The sequence below is a fragment of the Burkholderia sp. SJZ089 genome, assembly GCF_007828315.1.
In the GTDB taxonomy this organism is placed as follows: domain Bacteria; phylum Pseudomonadota; class Gammaproteobacteria; order Burkholderiales; family Burkholderiaceae; genus Burkholderia; species Burkholderia gladioli.
The window spans coordinates 260031-281248 of sequence record NZ_VIUM01000009.1 but is presented as its reverse complement, the minus strand read 5'-3'; the positions used below and the strand labels follow the sequence as shown (position 1 = coordinate 281248).

General features: G+C 62.5%; 17 protein-coding genes and 3 pseudogenes. 15 read left to right on the top strand and 5 right to left on the bottom strand.

The features are described 5' to 3' along the window. The first annotated feature begins 28 nt into the window (after positions 1-28). The 5 genes and pseudogenes from FB600_RS19065 (at position 29) to FB600_RS19045 (ending at position 7325) form a co-directional block, all read left to right on the top strand. Entirely contained in the window at positions 29-4666 is a 4638-nt protein-coding gene (locus FB600_RS19065) for an RHS repeat-associated core domain-containing protein (protein ID WP_145757175.1), read from the top strand. A gap of 17 nt (positions 4667-4683) precedes the next feature. Beyond that, positions 4684-5085 (top strand): hypothetical protein, encoded by a 402-nt coding sequence (locus FB600_RS19060; protein ID WP_175427748.1) that lies wholly within the window; start codon positions 4684-4686, stop codon positions 5083-5085. 14 nt (positions 5086-5099) lie between these two features. Then, positions 5100-6647 (top strand): annotated as a pseudogene (locus FB600_RS19055) (RHS repeat-associated core domain-containing protein); the annotation flags it as partial. A 10-nt stretch (positions 6648-6657) separates the two neighbouring features. After that, positions 6658-7059: an Imm44 family immunity protein gene (locus tag FB600_RS19050; protein ID WP_124076211.1), complete on the top strand. Its 402-nt coding sequence runs from the start codon at positions 6658-6660 to the stop codon at positions 7057-7059. 47 nt (positions 7060-7106) lie between these two features. Beyond that, complete coding sequence (locus FB600_RS19045; RefSeq protein WP_186024533.1) at positions 7107-7325, top strand: hypothetical protein; 219 nt, start codon at positions 7107-7109, stop codon at positions 7323-7325. Here FB600_RS19045 and FB600_RS19040 read toward each other — a convergent pair. Both FB600_RS19040 and FB600_RS19035 read right to left on the bottom strand, forming a co-directional pair. Further along, positions 7298-8278 (bottom strand): annotated as a pseudogene (locus FB600_RS19040) (IS3 family transposase); the annotation flags it as partial. The gene FB600_RS19045 and the pseudogene FB600_RS19040 sit on opposite strands and share 28 nt — an antisense overlap. A 134-nt stretch (positions 8279-8412) precedes the next feature. After that, a pseudogene (locus tag FB600_RS19035) lies at positions 8413-8649 on the bottom strand (integrase core domain-containing protein); the annotation flags it as partial. 102 nt (positions 8650-8751) lie between these two features. On the opposite strand from FB600_RS19035, the gene FB600_RS19030 reads away from it, so the two are divergent. Together FB600_RS19030 and FB600_RS19025 are read left to right on the top strand one after the other, a co-directional pair. Continuing rightward, positions 8752-9195, top strand: coding sequence for a nuclear transport factor 2 family protein (locus FB600_RS19030; RefSeq protein WP_017918854.1), 444 nt, complete (start codon positions 8752-8754; stop codon positions 9193-9195). A gap of 98 nt (positions 9196-9293) precedes the next feature. After that, positions 9294-9665 (top strand): hypothetical protein, encoded by a 372-nt coding sequence (locus tag FB600_RS19025; protein ID WP_017918853.1) that lies wholly within the window; start codon positions 9294-9296, stop codon positions 9663-9665. A 90-nt stretch (positions 9666-9755) separates the two neighbouring features. Here the strand turns inward: FB600_RS19025 and FB600_RS19020 are convergent, their stop codons facing one another. Next, on the bottom strand, positions 9756-11018 hold the full coding sequence (locus FB600_RS19020) for an MFS transporter (protein ID WP_042286633.1): 1263 nt from the start codon (positions 11016-11018) through the stop codon (positions 9756-9758). Positions 11019-11130: 112 nt separating this feature from the next. Continuing rightward, the gene (locus FB600_RS19015; RefSeq protein WP_096750621.1) at positions 11131-12168 is read right to left on the bottom strand and encodes an ABC transporter substrate-binding protein; all 1038 of its coding nucleotides are present in this window, start codon (positions 12166-12168) and stop codon (positions 11131-11133) included. Between the two features lie 276 nt (positions 12169-12444). Here FB600_RS19015 and FB600_RS19010 point away from each other — a divergent pair, with 276 nt between their 5' ends. From FB600_RS19010 to FB600_RS18990, 5 genes are all read left to right on the top strand, one after another. After that, positions 12445-13110 (top strand): response regulator transcription factor, encoded by a 666-nt coding sequence (locus FB600_RS19010; protein WP_017918850.1) that lies wholly within the window; start codon positions 12445-12447, stop codon positions 13108-13110. Then, the gene (locus FB600_RS19005) at positions 13097-14515 is read left to right on the top strand and encodes a sensor histidine kinase (protein WP_096749214.1); all 1419 of its coding nucleotides are present in this window, start codon (positions 13097-13099) and stop codon (positions 14513-14515) included. Before FB600_RS19010 ends, FB600_RS19005 begins: the two co-directional genes overlap by 14 nt. A 143-nt stretch (positions 14516-14658) precedes the next feature. Continuing rightward, positions 14659-15579, top strand: coding sequence for an HNH endonuclease (locus FB600_RS19000; protein ID WP_145757176.1), 921 nt, complete (start codon positions 14659-14661; stop codon positions 15577-15579). Positions 15580-15618: 39 nt separating this feature from the next. After that, positions 15619-16005, top strand: coding sequence for an ester cyclase (locus FB600_RS18995; protein ID WP_145757177.1), 387 nt, complete (start codon positions 15619-15621; stop codon positions 16003-16005). 299 nt (positions 16006-16304) lie between these two features. Then, on the top strand, positions 16305-16889 hold the full coding sequence (locus FB600_RS18990; protein WP_096749212.1) for an ATP phosphoribosyltransferase regulatory subunit: 585 nt from the start codon (positions 16305-16307) through the stop codon (positions 16887-16889). A 106-nt stretch (positions 16890-16995) separates the two neighbouring features. Here FB600_RS18990 and FB600_RS18985 read toward each other — a convergent pair whose 3' ends face one another. After that, on the bottom strand, positions 16996-18621 hold the full coding sequence (locus tag FB600_RS18985) for an acid phosphatase (RefSeq protein ID WP_096749211.1): 1626 nt from the start codon (positions 18619-18621) through the stop codon (positions 16996-16998). Between the two features lie 200 nt (positions 18622-18821). Between FB600_RS18985 and FB600_RS18980 the strand changes: the two genes are divergently transcribed. From FB600_RS18980 to FB600_RS18970, 3 genes are all read left to right on the top strand, one after another. Next, on the top strand, positions 18822-20219 hold the full coding sequence (locus tag FB600_RS18980; RefSeq protein ID WP_145757178.1) for a cytochrome-c peroxidase: 1398 nt from the start codon (positions 18822-18824) through the stop codon (positions 20217-20219). Positions 20220-20325: 106 nt separating this feature from the next. Further along, positions 20326-20706: a hypothetical protein gene (locus tag FB600_RS18975; RefSeq protein ID WP_029950839.1), complete on the top strand. Its 381-nt coding sequence runs from the start codon at positions 20326-20328 to the stop codon at positions 20704-20706. Between the two features lie 5 nt (positions 20707-20711). Further along, the gene (locus tag FB600_RS18970) at positions 20712-21188 is read left to right on the top strand and encodes an NUDIX domain-containing protein (protein WP_013697687.1); all 477 of its coding nucleotides are present in this window, start codon (positions 20712-20714) and stop codon (positions 21186-21188) included. The last annotated feature ends 30 nt before the right edge of the window (positions 21189-21218 follow it).

Genomic DNA, 21218 nt, shown 5'->3' with positions numbered 1-21218 from the left:
ATAAAAGCATCCATAGAACGACTCGACCATGACTGATTCGGCCACCATCCAACCGAAGCCGACCGATGTTTTCGTCTCGCCGCTCAGCGATTTCCACCCGGTGGATATCGACGCGAACCTCAAGGACCTGAACAAGTGGCTGATCGACATCAGCGGCGGCCTGGTCACCCTCGAGCGCGTGGAGACGGTGGCGCGCAACATGCCCGTCATCGCGAACATCTTCGCGGCCGTGGACCTGATCTCCGATATCCGCGCGATGCTCGACCATGGCGACCGGCCGATCGATCTGTTCGACTGGTTGAACCTCGGGCTCGACGTGATCGGCATCATCCCGATTCCGGCGGGCACCGCGCAGGTTCGCATGGGCGCGCGGCCGATGCTCAAGCTGATCCGCGAGGAAGTGGTGAAGAATGGCAAGGCGGCGGGCGGGGCTGCCTTGCAACTGGTGCAGCAGGGCATCATCACGGCCATCGTGTCGAGCCTGCAGGCACGATATGCCGGTGAGATCGAGACCTTCATCGCCGAGCTGCGCAAGGACCTGGCGGAGGTGCTGAACCGCGCGGCGGAGTTTCTCGGCGCGCTGATGAATGGGCTGGCCGATCTGTTCGCGCATGCGGCTGGCAAGCCGCTGGACTACAGCAAGAACGTCGACGCCGCGGAGAAACATCTGCAGGAGGCGGGGCACAACATCCTCTACAAGCCGGGCGAGACCTTCAGCAGCATCGGCATGCTGTTCCATGACGCGTTCGCGATCGTGGCCAAGGGCACGGTGAATACCGCCACTGCAACGGCCAAGGCGTTCAACTCGGATGCCAGCGCGAAGCTGATGGGGATCGCCGACACGCTTCGGCAGAAGGTTCCGGCCGTGCAGAAGGCCGTGAAGGGGCTGGACGGCAACGAGGTCGGCAAGATCGGCTGGTTGATCCTGGCGGCGGAGGAAGGCGTTCGGCGCTGGCGCAAGGTGAATCCGAAGCCGCAGGAGAAGGGCATTCCCTCGCAGGGAACCACGAAGGCGGAGGAGGTGCGGGGGCAGGGGGCGAAGGAGACGCTGCGCTCGACGGCCGCCGCGCAGCTTCCCGGTGGTGGCTGCTGCTCGTTGAATGGGCCCGTCAAGACGCCGCCTTCGCGCTCGAAAGGATCGATCGGATTCGCGTTCGGCGACGAGCGGATCGACCACGATGACTTCAGCATCGACGGGCCCCTGCCGATCACCTGGGTGCGGACCTATCGATCGTTCTTCGATGCGAACGACCAGGGCGGCGAACTCGGCCCTCGCTGGATCACGCCGTACACGACGCGCTTCGACGTGCATGCCACCAAGCTGGTCTATCACGATGCCGAAGGGCGCAGCCTCGATTACCCCTTGCTCGATATCGGGGCCGCGCACGACGATCTTGCCGAGAACCTGACGTTGCTGCGTGTCGACGAGCGTTGGCTGACGCTGACGCGAGGGCATGACATGCTCGAGGCTTACGAGCGTCATGGCGATCGCTATCGCATCGCCTTCATCAAGGATCGCGCCGGCAACCAGCAGACGTTCGACTACGATGCCGAGGGGCGTTTGTATCGGCTGATCATGCCGCATGTGCAGGTCGCCTTCAAACTCGATGCGCAGGGGCGCATCGTCGAGATTGTCGAGCACGACGCGCAAGGCGAGCGCGTCGGGCGCCTGGCTGCCTATGAATACGATCGCGAAGGGGATCTGGTCGCGGCCTGCGATCGTTTCGGCAATCGACGCGAGTATCGCTACCGGCATCACCTGCTGACGCGTTATACCGATCGCACCGGCCGCGGCATGAACCTCGAATGGGACGGCACGCACGCCAGGGCGCGTTGCTTGCGCGAGTATCGCGACGACGGCAGCGACGAGGTCACGCTGGCCTGGCATCCGGACTTCCGGATGGTGAGCGTGACGGACGCGCTTGGCAACGTCACGCGCCACTACTACAACATCAAGGGCTTCACGTTCCGGGTGATCTACCCGGATGGCAGTGAAGAGTGGATGTATCGCGATGGCAATGACAAGCTGGTGCAGTATATCCATCGCGATGGCGGCATCGAGTTCCTCGACTACGACGCGCGCGGCAACTTCGTGCGGCATCGGCGAGTGGACGGCTCGGTCGTCGAGATGGAATACGACGCGAAGGATCAGCTCGTCAAGACGATCGATCCGCATGGATACGCCTGGACGCAGGCGTTCGACGACGCGGGGAATATCGTTGCGGCCAAGGATCCGCTCGGCCACGAGACGAAGTACGAGTACAACGAGCAGGGCCTGCCGATCACGGTGATCGATGCGAAGGGCGGCGCGAAGTCGATGAGCTACGACGCGGGCGGCAGGTTGCTGGCGTATCGCGATTGCTCGGGGAAGACGACGCAGTGGACGTATGACGCGGCGGGCCGCCTGAGCGGGACCAAGGATGCCGCAGGGACGATGACGACGTTCCAGTACGCGGCGAACGGGCAATTGGAGGAGATTCGTTCGCCGGCCGGTGTCGAGCGTGTTCAGTACGACTCGGAAGGGCGTTTGCTGGCGGCGACGGATCCGCTGCAGCGTGTGACGCGATATTCGTATGACGCGGCCGGGCGGGTTGCGTCGCGTATCGATCCGCTCGGTCAGCGCCTGGGGTATGGCTATGACCGGCTCGGGCGGCTCGTCAGGCTGACCGATGCGAACGACGCGTCGTATACGTTCCGGTATGACCCGGTCGGGCGCTTGCTCGAGGAAGTCGAGTTCGACGGCAAGTCGACGCTTTATACGTATGACGAGGGTAGCGGACGTCTCAGCGCGATCGACGATGCGGGGCGGGTGACGCAGGTTGAGCAGGATCGGGCAGGGCGGTTCGCGAAGCGATTGTGCGGCGACGAGGCGGAGCGCTTTGCCTACGATGCAAGCGGACGACTGGTGGAGGCGAGCAACCGGTACAGCCGGATTCAGCGCTTCTTCGATCCGGTCGGAAACCTTGTGCGGGAACATCATGCGTATGATGTTTTTGGGGTGAAGCGCAGTTATGTCTGGCATCACGGCTATGACGAGCTGGGGAACCGGATTCGCAGCGTGCGGCCGGACGGGCACACGATCGATTGGCTGATGTATGGCTCGGGGCATGTGCACGGCTTGCTGGTGGATGGAGAAGAGCGGCTGCAGCTGGAGCGCGATGATCTGCATCGCGAAGTGAAGCGGACGCTGTCGAGCCGGGTCGTGCAGAGCCTGATGTACGACCCGGCCGGGCGGATCGAGCGGCAGAGCATCCAGCGCGACAAGGCGCCGGCCGCGTTGAGCATGCGGCGGTATCGATACGATGCCGCCGGGCAGTTGACGCAGATTGAGGACAGCCGGAAGGGGGCGACGGATTACCGGTATGACCCGGTCGGGCGATTGATCGAAGCGATTGCGCCGGGCTTGCGTGAACGGTTTGCGTTCGATCCGGCGAGCAATATCGTGGATCCGGGGCGGCCGGAGAATGCGAGGACGCAAGCTGGCTTGGCGGCGCGTAGTGAAAGCACCTTGCCAGCTTCGGTGCCGAAGGTGCTCGGCAACCTGCTGCGGGAATATGCCGGGACGCACTTCGATTACGACGCGCAAGGGCATTTGATTCAGAAGCGTTCGCCCGCGGGGACGCAGCGGTATGAGTGGGATGCGTTTGACCGGATGCAGGCTGCGCAGGTTGAGGAGGGCGAGAGACGGAGCGCATCGAGTTACTACTATGACGCGCTGGGGCGGCGGATTGCCAAGGAGGTCAACGGCGCGCGGACCGTGTTCGGCTGGGATGGGGATACGCTGGCGTATGAATCCGACGAGGCACGGAGCACGCATTATGTGTATGAGGCGCGGACCTTCGTGCCGATGGCGCAGTATGTGACGGCGCCGGTCGAGGGGATCGAGACGCCGGTTGCGCGCGAGGGGGATCGGTATCGGCCGGAGGATGATCCGCTGCAGCGGGTGCCGGTGGCGCAGGGCGATGCGCGGGTGATGTTCTATTACTGCGACCAGATCGGTACACCGTTGATGATGACGGACGAGGCTGGTGAGGTGGTGTGGGAGGCGGCGTACAAGGCCTGGGGCGAGACGCGGGAGGTGATCGAGCGGGCTTCGGCTGCGTCGGGGGGCGCGGTGGCGAGGAATAGGCTGCGGTTCCAGGGGCAGCAGGTGGATGATGAGACGGGGCTGCATTACAACCGGCATCGGTATTACGATCCTGTGTCGGGCAGGTTTACATCACGGGATCCGATCAAGCTTGCGGGCGGTATTAATGTTTACCAATATGCTCCTAATTCCGTGTCTTGGGTGGATCAATTGGGCTTGGCTGGTACGCCGATCCAGGAAAATGAAGTTACTACTTATTCGGATTTTGTGAAGCGTTCTGCTGTCGGCGATAGGCTTGAAGGGCATGAGGTTCTGCAGCATGCTTGGCTGAAGAATCAAGGTTTGGCATCAAATCGATTGTCTACGGATTCTTCAAAAAATAATCCGGTAATTGCATTGAATTGTGATTGTCATAAGGCGGTGAATAAGGCGCAGCGGGCTTTGGATGTGACCAAGCAAACAGCTCAGCAGAATATTGAGGCGAATGCGGATATTTTGAGGGCGAATGGGATTCCTGACGCAACGGTGGATAACATCAGGCAGGCTGCCCTGAATCATGCAAAGACGCTTGGCAAATAATTTTCTGGGGATTTTTGATGGATGCTAAAGAAATAGAGAAAAGGTTGAATGATTTAAGTTCGTCTATGGATTTAGACGAGCTTGATGATTTGTGTGATGAAATTGATGGTCGAAGTGATGGAGGTCAATTTCTCGATGCACTGTTTTCTATATTGGAGAATAATCCAAACGAAGATTTTGGAAGCCCGGGGGCAATTGTTCATACGGCTGAGCGGTATTTCGGAAAAGGTTACGAGCAGAAATTGATCGAATCTTTGTCCAGAAATCCTACCGTTCATACTGTTTGGATGTTGAATAGGGTGATAAATGGTGTTGATGGGGATTTGAAGGTTTTTTTTATTGATTTGATGAGAAGGATATCAAGTGATAATTCGATCGGTGCTGATGTGAGAGGGGCGGCGAAGGAGTTTTTATCTTGATGTGAGTGTCGATAGGCTCTGGGCATTTGCGCGGGCTGCAACTGGAGCGCGATGATCTGCATCGCGAAGTGAAGCGGACGTTGTCGAGCCGGGTCGTGCAGAGCCTGATGTACGACCCGGCCGGGCGGATCGAGCGGCAGAGCATCCAGCGCGACAAGGCGCTGGCCGCGTTGAGCATGCGCCGGTATCGATACGATGCCGCCGGGCAGTTGACGCAGATTGAGGACAGCCGGAAGGGGGCGACGGATTACCGGTATGACCCGGTCGGGCGATTGATCGAGGCGATTGCGCCGGGCTTGCGTGAACGGTTTGCGTTCGATCCGGCGAGCAATATCGTGGATCCGGGGCGGCCGGAGAATGCGAGGACGCAAGCAGGTCTGGCGGCGCGTAGTGAAAGCACCTTGCCAGCTTCGGTACCGAAGGTGCTCGGCAACCTGCTGCGGGAATATGCCGGGACGCACTTCGATTACGAAGCGCAAGGGCATTTGATTCGGAAGCATTCGCCCTCGGGGACGCAGCGGTATGAGTGGGATGCGTTTGACTGGATGCAGGCTGCGCAGGTTGAGGAGGGCGAGAGACGGAGCGCATCGAGTTACTACTATGACGCGCTGGGGCGGCGGATTGCCAAGGAGGTCAACGGCGCGCGGACCGTGTTCGGCTGGGATGGGGATACGCTGGCGTATGAATCGGACGAGGCACGGAGCACGCATTATGTGTATGAGGCACGGACCTTCGTGCCGATGGCGCAGTATGTGACGGCGCCGGTCGAGGGGATCGAGACGCCGGTTGCGCGCGAGGGGGATCGGTATCGGCCGGAGGATGATCCGCTGCAGCGGGTGCCGGTGGCGCGGGGCGATGCGCGGGTGATGTTCTATTACTGCGACCAGATCGGTACACCGTTGATGATGACGGACGAGGCTGGTGAGGTGGTGTGGGAGGCGGCGTACAAGGCCTGGGGCGAGACGCGGGAGGTGATCGAGCGGGCTTCGGCTGCGTCGGGGGGCGCGGTGGCGAGGAATACGCTGCGGTTCCAGGGGCAGCAGGTGGATGATGAGACGGGGCTGCATTACAACCGGCATCGGTATTACGATCCTGTGTCGGGCAGGTTTACGTCACGGGATCCGATCAAGCTCGAAGGCGGTAGCAATCTATATCAGTACGCACCTAATTCTGCCGAATGGGTCGATCCGTTAGGTTTGTGGCCTGGGCAGCCAAGAAACAAGAACGGTACATTTTCTCAAGGGCAAAAGCCAGGAAAGAAATGTTCTTGTGATGATGATCCATGTGATGGAAAGGTTCATGGTAATAGCTTGGATACTAAAGTTCCGGCCATTGGTTACACACTAAGAGATCGAACTTCAGGCGCGATTCTTAAGTATGGTGAAACTACTTTGGGAAAGGCTCGGTATTCTCAAATTTATCTCGATAGCATTAACGCGGATATGCAGCCCGAGGTCGCTGGGACGAAGAGGGAGATGCACTGTTGGCAGCATCAAAAGATTTTGGCATACAAGGCGGTTAATGGTGGTGCGCGCCCACCTTTGAATTTGAGTGATTATTGAGGAGGGATAGATGAAATTGTGGATGTCCGGAGAGAACGAGGCGGATATTGGTGATGATGCTCGCGTTGTCAGAAATGCAATTGAGCCCGTCGTCAATCAATTCATGGAGGGGCAGGTTTTTTCGGAAGGATTTGAAAAATGGGCTTTTATGACGATAATTCTATCTGAAAAATTTATATCTGGATTTCCTGAGGTTGCGAAGGTTTCGTCGAAAGGCAAGGTGCTTGAGTTTCGTCTCAGAATTTCTCATGATGACTTCAAAAGGGCCTCGTCGGTTGATAAAATTTCCATGACTATTGATGCCTTGGAGCGATCGGTGGGCATGATGAGTAAATTGAAAGTTTCTGTGGAGAGTCAGAGGAAATTTCACAGCATTATTGATCAAACACGTCAAGCCTTACTATCCGATTAAATTGTTGTGTTTTGAGTCAATGCTTCTGTTCGAGCTTTGAGTGATTCGTGCCGCTGGCGCAGTATGTGACGGCGCCGGTCAAGGGGATCGAGACGCCGGTTGCGCGCGAAGGGGATCGGTATCGGCCGGAGGATGATCCGCTGCAGCGGGTGCCGGTGGCGCAGGGCGATGCGCGGGTGATGTTCTATTGCTGCGACCAGATCGGTACTGACCCTGCCTCGTTTCCACGTACAGCAGATCACGCTGCGATCATCGCGGCCTCGTAGGCGACAGGCGTGAGAAAGCCGATCGAGGTATGCAGGCGCTCGCGATTGTAATAGCCTTCGATCCAGTCGACGATATCCAAGCGAGCCTGCGCTCGCGTTTCGTAGCGGACCTGGTAGATCCTCTCGACTTTCAGGGTCTTGAAGAAGCTTTCCATCGCGGCGTTGTCCCACGCATTGGCACGACGACACATGGAGATCGTTGTCCTGAATCCGGCGGCCAGCTTCCGGTAGGCCCGGCTTGCATATTGCGCCTCTCTGTCCGAGTAGTAATAGCAGTCCCGGTGCCGGTTTGCGTTGCCAGCACGCGCTGCGCAGTGCCTGGCAAACCAGCTCGGCGTCGATGCGTTCGGACATGGACCAGCCCACGACGCGCCGGCTCGCCAGATCGAGAATCGCCGCGAGATACAGCCAGCCTTCCCCGGTCCTGACAAACGTGATGTCGCTGACCCAGGCGCGATCGGGCTGCCAGCCGTCGAAACGACGATCGAGCAGGTTCGGCGCTACGGGAAGGCTGTGCGTCGAGTCCGTTGTGACCCGCCAGGCACGCCTGTAGACCGGACGCAGTCCCTGGCGCTGCAAGCTACGCCGCACGCGCTCCTCGCTCGCCGAGCTACCCTGAGCTTGCAATTGCCGCACGATACGCGGGCGACCATACGCGCCTCGATGCTTGCGATGGATGGCCGCGACTTGCGCATCCAGGGCCGCGTTCGCGTGCGCCCTTGCGCTGGGTGGACGGACGCGCCACTGGCAATATCCGCTACGCGAAACGCCCGGAATCCGGCATAGTCGGGTGACGCTGTACCGGTCGCGGTGATCGTCGATCCAGGCGTACGTCACCGCGACCCCTTCGCGAAGTACGCCGTCGCTTTTGACAAAATTTCGATATCGAGTTTCGCGCTGGCCAGTTCCTTACGCAGCCGGCTGTTCTCTGCCTCAAGCTCGCTGATCGGGCGTGTCGCACGCTTGGCAAGCGCGTCATGACCACCTGTCTTTGGCGCGCTGCTCGAGAGCAGATTACGTCGGGTCCAATTCCCTAACGTGGCTACCGGGTAGTCCCCCCGTTTTTAACGGCGGTCAGAAGTAGAGGTTATGGCGCGATAAGCAACTTCTGTTTCGGCGGTACGCCGCCAATGGCCGTGTTCGGGCGTTCGTGATTGTATGACCACAGCCACTTCGTCGCATACTCCTGAACGTCGGCCACGGTCTCGAAGAGGTAATGGGCGAGCCAGTCGTATCGAACCGTTTTATTGTAACGCTCGATGTACGCGTTCTGTTGTGGCTTGCCGGGCTGGATAAACTGCAGAGCGATGCCGCGTCGAGCGGCTGTCTCCCGCAAGCGGACTCGTTTCATCAGAGCCTGAAACATTCCCCCATCCACTACCCGTAAGCTCGGATCTTGCGCATACACTTTCGCACAGGACCCGACATGAGCACCGCGACTTCCACCCCTCAACAAATCGCACACATCCACCGGCAGTGGCACAAATCGATCGTCGAGCGCGACCTCGACGGCCTGATGTCGCTCTACGCCGAGCACGCGCGTTTCGAGTCACCGACGATCCTGTTCGTGGAACCGGGGAATCAAACCGGTATTCTCGACGGACGCGAAGCCATCCGCGGATTCTTCTCCGAGGGCTTCCGCAAGCTGTCCGGCGCCTTCGCGCACTGGTATCGCACCGACGTCTTCCACACCGACGGCAAGCAACTTATCTGGGAATATCCTCGCGACACGCCTTCGGGCGATCAGACCGACCTGGTCGAAGCGATGGACATCGAACACGGCCTGATCGTCCATCATCGCGTGTACTGGGGCTGGCGCGGCCTGCAATCGCTGCTGAAGACCGTCGAAGCTACGCGCCGGCAACCCTGATAGTCACTGTCTTTACACCGATTTTAGAAATGCGCCGCTACGATCTCGCGGATTGGCGTTGCGGCGCCGCTGCATGACGCCATATCCGGGAGTCAACCATGTTCGAAATCGGAAAAGAGTATTCAAGCGAAGACATTCGCAGGATCACGGGCGGAAGCAAGCAGGCATTCCTGCCCGTGAAGGTCGGCAAGGTCGTCGCCGCTCGCTTGCGGCAGGACCTGAATCCCCACGCGCCCGACGTCATCGTCTGCGACGGCAGCGCATCGGCGCGCGCGGCGGGGCGCACGCTGGCGCGGCAGACGGAGCCGGTTCCGATCTTCCTGCGAACCGCATCGGACCGATTTCGCTATGCCGGCGACTACGTGGTGGCCGCTTCGCTGACCGTTCCCGCCGACTACGTGGCGTACGTGAAAAACAGCAGCTTCACGCTTGCGCAGATTTCGCGCGTGATCAAGATGAGGCGATGCTGACCGTATCGAAAGCCCGATCGAAAAGCGACGAAGCCATCGATCCTCGCGGATCGATGGCTTCAAACCGGCGCTGTATTGCAGCGCGCTACCTCAATCCTGAAGCGCAACCGCCATCGACCGCTCCGATCGCGCCCAGCCGATAAACGCTCCCACGCCGAGAATGCTCAAGCAAACGATCGGCACGATCATCGGCCCGAACGCCGTGCCCGTCAGCTTCCCGGCAAGCGGCATCAGGTTCTGGCTGAAGAAACCGCCGAGATTGCCGATCGAGTTGATCGCCGCCACGCTGGCCGCGGCCCGGGCACCGGTGAAATACCGCGGCGGCATCGACCAGAAGCACGGATAGATCAAGGGGATGCAGGCACCGCCGAGCACCAGCGCAACGAAGCGCAGCGGCGTGGTCGGCAGCACGAGGCTCAGCACGAAGCCGATCGCCCCCAGCACCGCCACGATGCCGATGGTCCGCAGCAGGCTCTTCGCGCGCTTGAGTTTCGGCGGCAGCCAGATCAGCAGCACGACGGCCAGCGCCCAGGGCAGCATGCTCAGGAAACCGTTCGTGGTGCTCGATACGCCGAACGACTTGACGATGGTCGGCAGCCAGTAGGTCACGCCGTACAGCGAGGTCGACATCATCATGTAGGTCGCCGCGAACAGCATCACGCGCGGATCGAGCAGCGCCTTCCACGGCTGCGAATGCTCGGCATGCGGCGGCGCCTCGCGTTCCAGCGCGGCCCCGACGATCTGCTTCTCGTTCTCCGACAGGAAGCGCGCCTCGCGATACGAGGTCGGCAGCAGGCGGAACACCGCGATCCCGACGACCACGGCGGGCAGCCCCGTGGCGATGAACACCCATTGCCAGCCGGCCAGGCCGCCTACGCCGCTGAGGCTCAGCAGCCAGCCGCCCACCAGCGAGCCGAGCATGTTCGCCAGCGCGCTGCCGAGCGTGAAGATCCCCAGCACGCGAGCTCGGTAGCTCTGCGGGAACCACAGCGTCAGGTAATAGATCACGCCGGGATAAAACCCGGCTTCGGCCACGCCGAGCACGAAGCGCAGCCCGGAGAACACCGGGCTCGAGGTCGTGAAGCCCATCGCCACCGTGATGAGCCCCCAGGTGAGCATGATCCGCGCGAGCCAGACGCGCGCGCCGAACTTGTGCAGCGCCAGCGTGCTCGGCACCTCGAACAGCAGGTAACCGATGAAGAACAGCGACGAGGCCAGCCCGAACGCGGCCTCGGACATGTTCAGGCTATGCACCATCTGCAGCTTGGCGAAGCCGACGTTCTGGCGGTCGATGAACGAGATCAGGAACATCACGACGAGGATCGGCATCAGGCGCCATGCGATCTTCGACATCACGCGCTGCTCTTCACCGGCGGCAGCGATAGGGGGGGAGGCAATGGTCACGCTGGACTCCTGTTTGATACGTCTTGCTGAAAGCTGCGGATGCAACGAAAAAAAAGCCAGTTCAGCGCGCCTGGTAGGCGCCGAGCTGGGCGGTGAACATGTCGCTCCAATTGGCCGGGCGAGTCTTGATAGTGCCCACGCCTTGAAGGAAATCGACGTACTCCATGAGCCGGTCAGGCACCACGGAGAAGCGTGTTTCCGGCATGCCGAGCATCGCGATCACGTCGTCGGGCGACACGCGTACGCCGGACGAGGACACATAGATCGCGGCCGCCTCGCGCGGATTCGCGGCGATGAACCGGTTCGCCTCGTCGAGCGCGCCGATGAAGGCCGCCGCCAGGCCGGGCTCGGCATCGACCACGCGCTTCGGCGCGAACATCACGTCGAGCGTGAGCGGCCCGAGCACCTGGACGGCATCGATCACGCGGTGAATGCCGGGCTGCCGCAATTCGAGCGTCGAGAACGGCGGCGAGGCGAAATGCGCGGTCACGCCGCCTTCACGGTGGATCAGGGCGTCCATCGCCTGCGGATGCGGCAGGTTCACGGTGATCGGGTCGAGATGCGCGAAACGCCGGATGCCCAGTTGCTGCGCGGCGATCATCTGCAGGATCACGGCCGCCAGCGAGGTGTGGATGCCGGGCACGGCAATCCGGTCCTCGGACGTGAAATCGGTGAGCGTGCGGATATGTGGCTGATTGGTATTCAGCGACAGCGAGGTGGAGGACAGTCCGCTGATGCCGATCACCTCCACGTTGGGAATGCCGCGCGCTCGCGCCCACAGCTCGATGAACCCGGGCGCGCCGGCGCCGGCGAAGTCGAGCGTGCCGGCCATCATCGCGTCGTTGACCGAGTTGCCGCCGTCGAGCAGCACCCATTCGACCTGTACCTTGCCGAGCCCGCGTTGCCGCGCGTGCGCCTCGAACAGGCGCTGCCGCTCCATCACGAGCAGGGGCAGATAGAGCACGCCATAACCTTTCGAAATCCTGACGGTTGGCGGGCTGGACAGCGGGAAAGGGAAGGCGCGGGAGACGAGCGGCGCCAGCGCGGCGCCGATGCCGCCAGCCAGCAACGCGCGGCGACGCGGCGAGGCTTTCGTCATCAGGCACGCCCCGCGACGCAGGACCGAGGAGACGGCACACATGCCGGCCTGCACGCTCGCGAACGCGCGTCTGCGCGGGCCACCTCGAGGGCGGCCACCGCGGTTGAACGCGAATCGGCTGGCGCGTGGGCACGCTGCATCGTGCAGGTCTCCTCCGGAAGGGCCGTTCGGGCCCGTGTATGAACTGGCATGGAGCTTAGCGAGCGAGTCTGAGAAAATGCTGACATCCCATCCTCGGGATTACCCGTAATTTCCCTAATCGGCAGGACTTCAACCATGCGCATTCTGGTCGTCGAGGACGACGCCGAGATCGGCGAGGCGATCGGCAGCCGTCTCACGCGGCTCGGCCACGCGGTCGATCTCGAGCGCGACGGCGCGGCCGCCTCGAGCTTGCTGGGCGTCGAATCGTTCGACTTGGTGGTGCTCGACGTGATGCTGCCGTCGATGGACGGCTTCGCGATCCTGCGCCGGCTGCGCGCCTCGGGCAGCACCACGCCGGTGCTGCTGGTCACCGCGCGCTCGGCGATCGACGATCGCGTCAGCGGGCTGGGATTGGGCGCGGACGACTACCTGGTCAAGCCGTTCGACTATCGCGAACTCGATGCGCGCGTGCAGGCGCTGCTACGCCGGAACAGCGGCCACGCCAGCGACGTGCTGCGCTTCGGCGCGCTCTCGATCGATCGCAGCAGCCGCCTCGCGGAGCTCGACGGCCAGCCCCTGCCGCTGTCGCGCCAGGAGTTCGCGCTGCTCGAAATCCTCGCCAGCCGGCCGCAGCGCGTGTTCTCCAAGGACGAACTGCTGAACCAGTTGTTCAGCTTCGGCCGCGAACCCTCCGCGAATGCGGTCGAACAATACGTGACGCGCGTGCGCAGGAAGCTGCAGGGCAGTGACGTCGAGATTCGCACGGCACGCGGAATGGGCTACCAGATTGCGACGCGCTGACTGGTTTCCGAAGACGCTGTTCGGCCGCACGCTGTTGTTCATCGCCTGCGTGGTGGTGTCGGGCGCGGCCGCGCTGTCGCTGATCGCGCGTTATTACGCCGGCGTCGCGGCCGAGCGCGCCTACGATCAGTTGTTGTCCGGCGCGGCGATCCAGGTGGCCGAGAATCTCTACGTGCAGGGCGGCGTGCTCGCGCTCAATCCGCCGGTGGCCGCGCTGTCGACGCTGTCGCGCTACGACCTCGTCTACTACAAGGTGGTCGATTCGCGCGGCGTGGTGGTGGCGGGCTACAGCGACCTGCCCGATGCGGCGGACGTCGCTGCCGCGCAGCGCGGCACCCGGTTCGCGACGGCGCGCTACCAGCAGCAACCGGTGCGCATCGCCACCATCGCGCGCCACATGCCCGAGGAGCGCGTGCCCGGCTGGGCGCTGGTGACGGTGGCGCAGACCACGCATGCGCGCGAGCAGTTGACCAACGACATGAGCATCAAGGTCTGGACGCTGATCGTGCTGATGACGGCGCTCGCGATTGGCGCCAGCGCGCTGGCGATCCGGCGTGGGCTCTCGCCGCTGGCGCAGATCGAGTCGATCATCGCGGCGCGCGATCCGGCCGACCTGCGGCCGGTGGTGATCGATACGCCGAGCGAGATCGCCGCGATCATCGGCGCGATCAACGGCCTGATGCGCCGGCTCGGCGAGCGCGTGGCCACCATGCAGCGCTTCATCGCCGACGCGGCGCACCAGATGCGCACGCCGCTGGCGCGGCTCGACGCGCAGATCGAGATGCTCAGCAACGAGTCCGACGCGGCGCGCCAGCGCGCGCGGCTCGAGACGCTGCGCGCGACCTGTTCCGACGTGGGGCGCCTGACGGGGCAGTTGCTCAATCACGCGATGGTGATTCATCGTACCGAAGTCGTGCCGTTGCAGCCGATCGACCTCGTGGCGCTGGCCAAGGAGGTGCTGGGCCGCACCATCCCGCTCGCCGACGAGCGCGACGTGCAGGTGTCGCTCGATGCACGGCTCGCCGACGCGACGATCGACGGCGATGCGATCAGCCTTCAGGAGGCGCTCTCGAACGTGCTGCACAATGCCTTGCATCACGGCATGGCGAACCAGATCGTCGTGACCATCGATGGCACGGCCGAGCAACTCATTCTGACCGTGACCGATAACGGCACTGGCATTCCACGCGAGCATTGGGACGCGGTGATGCGCCCGTTCGTGCGTCTCGACGGCAAGGGCGCCGAGCGACGCGATGGCTCGGGGCTGGGGCTGGCGATCGTGAAGGAGGTGATGGACGCGCACGGCGGGCAAGTGTCGTTCGCGGTGCCGGAGGCGGGTGGTTTTGCCGTGCTGCTGGTATTCCCTCGTAGCACGGCGGGGCATGTCCACCGCGAGTCGGTCTGATGGGATGGGTGCCGGCAGTGGGCTGATATCCCTAAGATTCCATTCCATTTCCGAGACAGCGGGTAGCGAATCGTCCTAGAATCCGCCAAGCTTCGCCCTAATTTCGAGATAAAAAGACGAGCCGGCGACACGCTAGGCCCACCATGACGATGCTTAAAGACTCCCTCGACGCCGACATTGCAGGAATCGATGTATCCACTCGCGTTTCCGACCTGCTGCAGGCCGGGCGGGTTTACACACGCGATGCCTTGCGCGGGATCCTCGATACCCAGGACTCCACGATCAACAATGGCGTGTTTCGACCGGCGGGTTTTACCTCGGTGCTGCTGTTCGTGACGGAGAAAAAGACCGAGGATCGAACCCAATACGTCGATAAGCTCGAAGGCGATCTACTGAGTTGGCAGGGGCAAACTGCTGGTCGTACCGACTCGCTCATCATCGAGCACGCTCAACGCGGTCTCGAGGTTTTGCTGTTCTATCGAAAGAAAAAATACGAGTACGAGGGGGCCGGGTTTCGCTACGAGGGCGCGTTCCGCTACGTTGCTCACCATGGTGAGCGGCCTGCGTCCTTCTCGCTTCAACGCAATGATCCACAACTTGCGGTCGCGGAGCGGGAGGTACAGGCCAGCGGCGATTTCGACCCCAGCGGCATCGAGGATGCGCGCAGCCGCATCAATCGCGCGATCGTTCGGCGCCAAGGCCAGCCGGCATTTCGTCGAGCATTGTTGAGCGCTTACGATGGCCGTTGTGCGATTAGCGGATGCGAGGTGCAGCCCGTCCTGGAGGCGGCCCATATCGTCGCGTATCGCGGCCCCGAAACCAATCATGTCGCGAATGGTTTGTTGTTGCGTGGTGACTTGCACACCTTGTTCGACATGGGGCTGTTGTCGATCGATCCGACGACATATCGCGTGGTGCTCGATGAAAGCTTGAGGGCTGGCGATTATGGCGTGTTGAATGGACGAGTCCTGCGTCTGCCAGCCGCCGAAGCCGAGTGGCCCTCGAAAGAGGCACTCGCGGTACGTCATGCGGAGTATCGAGCCAGATCGCGAGGCGTGGAGTAGAGCGTCTCTAATCAACCTATTCAGGAAGCACGGACGACGATGACTGAACTCTCTTTATCCGAAACCTACCGCGCCTACATCGCCTGCCTGAACCAGCAGGACTGGTCACGCCTGGGCATGTTCGTCGGCGACAAGGTGATCCACAACGACCAGCGCATCGGTTTGTCCGGCTATCGCAAGATGTTGGAGAGAGATTTCCGCGAGATCCCGGACCTGCACTTCGAGATTCAATTACTCGTGTGCGAACCGCCTCGTATCGCCAGCCGCCTGCATTTCGACTGCTCGCCGATCGGTACCTTCCTCGGCCTGCCCGTGAACGGGAAGCGCGTCGCTTTCACGGAAAACGTCTTCTATGAATTCCACGACGGCAGGATCCGGCAGGTCTGGTCGGTTATCGACAAGGCAGCGATCGAGCGGCAGTTATAGCGACCGACGCCGCTTCATTGTCGGAATTCGGAGCAGTTCACAGCCCGCCGCTCTTGTGTCAGTATTGCCGACATGGAACTTCGTAACGTACCCACTCGACTGCATCACCATCACGGCCGCCTTTCATCGCGCCGTGGTTCGTTACGTCCATGACACTGGAGCGGGATCCAAGCGGTCCCGCCCGGCTGATACGAAACCAAGGCGCCATCGGCGCCTTTTTTATTTTCATACGGAGAAAAACATGAGCATGCTTCGCGGCACCCGCTTCGTGGTCGGCAAGGACGCCGCCCAGATCCGCAATCTCGAGACCCGTTTCCGGAGCTACCTTCATTGAGGCTGGCGCTGAAGAAGCGATCGTCCCGGCACTGTGGTCGCAGGATACTTTTATCGAAAAGGCCGGAGGCAGCGAGATCATCGATCAGATGTGGGCGTTCCCCGACAAGAAAGGTCGTCCCTGTTGCCTGATTCCGGAAGCCACGGCCCTGTTCCAGGAGAGACGCCGGGAATTGCTGGCCGGCCGGCCCGAGCGGCGCTTCTTCTATGTTGCGCGCTGTTACCGTTACGAACGACCGCAAGCCGGGCGCTACCGCGAATTCACCCAGCTCGGTTTCGAATGCCTGGGCACCGACCTGGAGCGCGCATCGACATGCAGCCAGGAAATGGCCATCGGCTTCCTGGATTCATTGGGGCTTCGCTACGAACTCGACCGGGCTGCGCGACGAGGTATCAGCTACTACCTGAACGGGCAAGGGTTCGAGATTCGCTGCCGGGAACTGGGAGCGCAGCAGCAGATCGCCGGCGGTGGGGCGTATCGCGAAGGTGCCGGGTTCGGCATTGGCATCGAACGATTGCTGCTCGCGCTGTCGGCCCAGCAATTGCTCTGACCCGGCCCGGCGTCGAATCCGGACAATCATGAAAAAAGGGCGGCCGAAGCCGCCCAATCACTCGAAAGCCGCGACCAACGGGTCAATCGCTGCTTTACCGTGATACTCAGTTGGTCGACAGCGTCAGCGTGTTCGTCAGGTCGCCCATCGCCGTGCCGCCGTTCTTCACCAGCGCGTCGTCGCGCTGCTTGATACCGTCGAGCTTCGGCAGGTTGTAGCGGCGCGTGATGAAACGCAGGATCGACGCGGTGTCGTATTGCGTGTGGTCGACGAAACCCTTCTTCGCGTACGGCGAAATGACCAGTGCCGGAATCCGCGTGCCCGGGCCCCAGCGGTCGCCCTTCGGCGGCGCGACGTGATCCCAGAAGCCGCCGTTTTCGTCATAGGTGACGACCACCACCATGTTGTTCCACTGCGGGCTCTTCTGCAGGTGCGAGATGACATCCGCGATGTGGGCGTCACCCGAGGCCACGTCGGTGTAGCCGGCGTGCTCGTTCAGGTTGCCCTGCGGCTTGTAGAAACTCACCGCCGGCAGCGTGCCCGCGTCGATCGCCTTGATGAACTCCGTGCCGTTGATACCGCCGTCGAGCACGTGCGTGGCGCGTGCCGTGGTGCCCGGGGCCAGGTTCTTGAAGTAGTTGAACGGCTGGTGATGGTACTGGAAGTTCGCCTTGGCGATCGTCGTGCCGTCGGCCGCGGCTGCCGGCGTGCCGCCTTGCGAGGCCGTCAGCGCCGCGCCGAACGCGCCGCTGTACCAGGCCCAGGAGACGTTGGCGGCACTCAGCAGGTCGCCGATGTTGGTGGCGGTCTGCGGCGGCAGCGTGGTGGCCACGCTCGGGTCGGCCAGCAATGGGTCGGTGCTCGGCGCCTTGTTGCCGCTCGGCTGGTACGGCGGCTGCATGGTGTTGACGGCGAAGAAGTCCGGCGTCAGGTTGCCCGAGTTGACGAACTTCGGTGCGCCGTTGAGCGCCGAGGCCGGCGAGTTGGCGGTGTCGACCGTCAGCGAGACGCCGTCGGCGTTCACGGCCGAGATCGACTTGGAGGCCGGGCTGGTGTTCGCGTTCGGATAGAACGGCGCGCAGGCGCAGATCAGATACTGGTGGTTCAGGAAGGAGCCGCCGAACGCGCCCATGAAGAAGTTGTCGGCCAGCGTGTATTGCTGGGCGATCTTCCAGAGCGGCAGCTTCGACGAATCGGTGTTGTAGTGGCCCATCACCAGGCCGCCCGAATCCGCCCAGGCCGCGAACATGTTGTTCTTGCCGCCGTTGATCTGCATCTGGTTCTCGTAGAACCGGTGATACAGGTCGCGCGTCGTCACGTTCAGCGCGGTGTTGAAACCGTTCGGATCGTCGATCGCGAAAGGCTGGTTCGGCAGGTTCGCCGTCATCGCTTCGGTCACGGCCGGCGTCACGCCGGCGGCGGTCAGGCCGCCCCAGATCTTCGGCAGCGTGGCGAGCACAGTGCCGTCGCGGTCGAGCTGGATCGTATCGGAGGCCTTCAGGTCGGCCGTGCCGTTCGCACCGGGGAAGGCGCCATAGAGGTTGTCGAAGCTGCGGTTTTCCGCGTAGATCACGACGATGTTCTTCACCGACGACAGCGTCTGCGCGGCAGGCGGCGTGGCGTTGTTGTTGCCGCCGGACGGCGCGGTCGTGACGTCGTCGCCGCCGCAGCCCGCGAGGAAGGCTGCTGCGGCGAGCGCGATGAGCGTTACGCGGGTCAAAGTTTTCTTCATCTTGTCTCTCTAGTCGCACATGTACCGTAGGAACCGGCCGATCCCCCGTACAACGAATGACAGCCAGTCGATCGGATTATGTAAGCGACATTTGACAGCGAAATGTAGTGCAGCTTTCGTTTTCATATCTACTCACAGTCACGGAATTGACATTCGACTGACATACGCTCGCGCCTTCCTTTCTTGCCTTTCGGATCGACATGCGCAGCCTGCACGAAGACCTCGCCCGGCCTTGGCCGGATCGCCACCCCTTCGCCGTCCGGGCGGTCGCGATCGTCTCGCTTGCGCTCGCCAGCCTGCTGAGCGCCTGCGATTCGCGCGCGCCGCAGGCCGCGGGCGACCAGGCCGCCGCGGCATCGGCCGCCTCGCGATCGACGGCGCAGGCCGGCGCGTCGCAAGCGGCCGGCAACGAGATCGTGGTGGCTAACCAGCCGCAGACGCGTGCGCAGGTCTATGCCGCTGTCAAGAAAATGACAGCACTGGGTAAGCAGATGTTTTTCGATCCGGCGCTCTCGGGTTCCGGAAGGCTGGCATGCGCTTCCTGCCACAGCCCCGACCATGCTTTCGGTTCGCCTAACGGCCTGTCGGTGCAACTGGGCGGCGACGATCTCCATCAGCAGGGTTTCCGCGCCGTGCCGACGCTGATGTATCTGCAGAAGGTGCCGCCTTTCACGCGGCACTTCCATGATTCGGACGAGGAGGGCGACGAGAGCGTCGATGCGGGCCCGACCGGCGGTCTGACCTGGGATGGCCGCGTCGATCGCGGCGAGCAGCAGGCGCGCATTCCGCTGACCACGCGCTTCGAGATGAACAGCACGCCGACCAAGGTGGCCAGCGCGGTGCGTGCCGCGTCCTATCTCGCGGATTTCCGCGCGACCTTCGGCGACAAGGTGCTGTCCGACGACATGGCCACCTTCAACGCGGTGCTGCAGGCGCTCGGCACCTACGAGCAGACGCCGGAAGTCTTCACGCCCTACACCAGCAAGTACGACGCCTTCCTCGACCACAAGGCCAGGCTGACGGCCGCCGAGATGCGCGGCCTCGAACTGTTCAACGACGAACGCAAGGGCAATTGCGCGAGCTGCCATATCAGCCAGCGCGCGCTCGACGGCTCGCCGCCGCAGTTCAGCGACTTCGGCCTGATTGCGCTGGGCGTGCCGCGCAATCGCGAGCTGGCGGTCAACAAGGATCCGAAGTTCCACGACCTGGGCGCCTGCGGGCCGGAGCGCCAGGACCTGAAGGGCGAGGACGAGTTCTGCGGCATATTCCGCACGCCGACGCTGCGCAACGTGGTGCTGAAGAAGGCCTTCTTCCACAACGGCATCTATCACTCGCTCGATGAGGTGCTGCGTTTCTACGTGCAGCGTGATACCAACCCCGAGCGCTTCTATCCGGTGCGTCACGGCGTGGTGCAGAAGTATGACGATCTGCCGAAGCGCTACTGGGCCAACATCAATACCGATCCGCCCTTCGATCGCAAGCGAGGCGAGAAGCCGGCGCTCAGCGAGGCGGAGATCCAGGACGTGATCGCCTTCCTGCACACGCTCACGGACGGCTACCGGCCCGATGCGCAGCAGCAGAAGGTCGCGGCGCGCTGAGCCGGGGTGGGGCGGGAGGGCATGATATGCTCGCCGACGGGATGTGCGTGCAGCAGGCAGTGCGGCGCATCCCGTCCGGCAATCCCATTCCAAGGAGAACAAGACGATGCGGGCATCTCTCCCGAACGTGGCACGCGCGCTGGCCGGCGCCGTGCTCGTCGCCACCGCGCTGGGCGCGCAGGCGCAGAGCAACCTGAACTTCCTGAGCGACACGCCGATGGCCTATTTCAGCAAGGCCGATCGCGCCTCGCTGACCAAGGCCGTCTACCAGGCCCGCGACGAGGGCAAGGACGGCGAAACCACCACCTGGAGCAACGATGGCCGCGGCACGCCGATCGAGGCGAAGCTCACCCCCACCACCGCCGAGCAGGATGGCCGTAGCTGCCGCGAGATCGCCGTCGAGATCAATGCCAAGGGTCAGTCGATGACGCTGCGTCCGCGCTACTGCAAGACGGCGGCGGGCAACTGGCAATTCCAGAAGCGTTGACGACGATGGCCGGCAGGCGGCCATCGCACGCCCCGCGCGTGTTGTCGTGCGGGGTCGTGCTGCTCGACCCGCAAGGGCGGCTGTTGCTTGCGCACGCAACCGAGACGTCGCATTGGGATATCCCGAAGGGGCATCACGATCCCGGCGAATCGGAGCGCGAAGCCGCCCTTCGCGAGCTGTTCGAGGAAACCGGCATCGCGCTGGCGGCCGAGCGGCTGGTCGACCTGGGCCGCTTCCTCTACCGTCCCGACAAGGATCTCTACCTGTTCGCGGCGCGCCTGCGTGCCGACGAAACCGATCTCTCCCATTGCATTTGCACCTCGATGTTCCCGAGCCGTGCCACCGGCGCGTCGATCCCCGAAATGGACGCGTTCCGCTGGGTCGAATTGGACGAGGTCAGGCAGTACGCGAGCCGCAGCCTGGCGAAGGTGTTCGCCACCACGCTGTCGCTGGCGGACCTGCATCGGGATTTGCCGGGCTGAGATTGCCGGTGATTCTCCCCGCGCCACCGA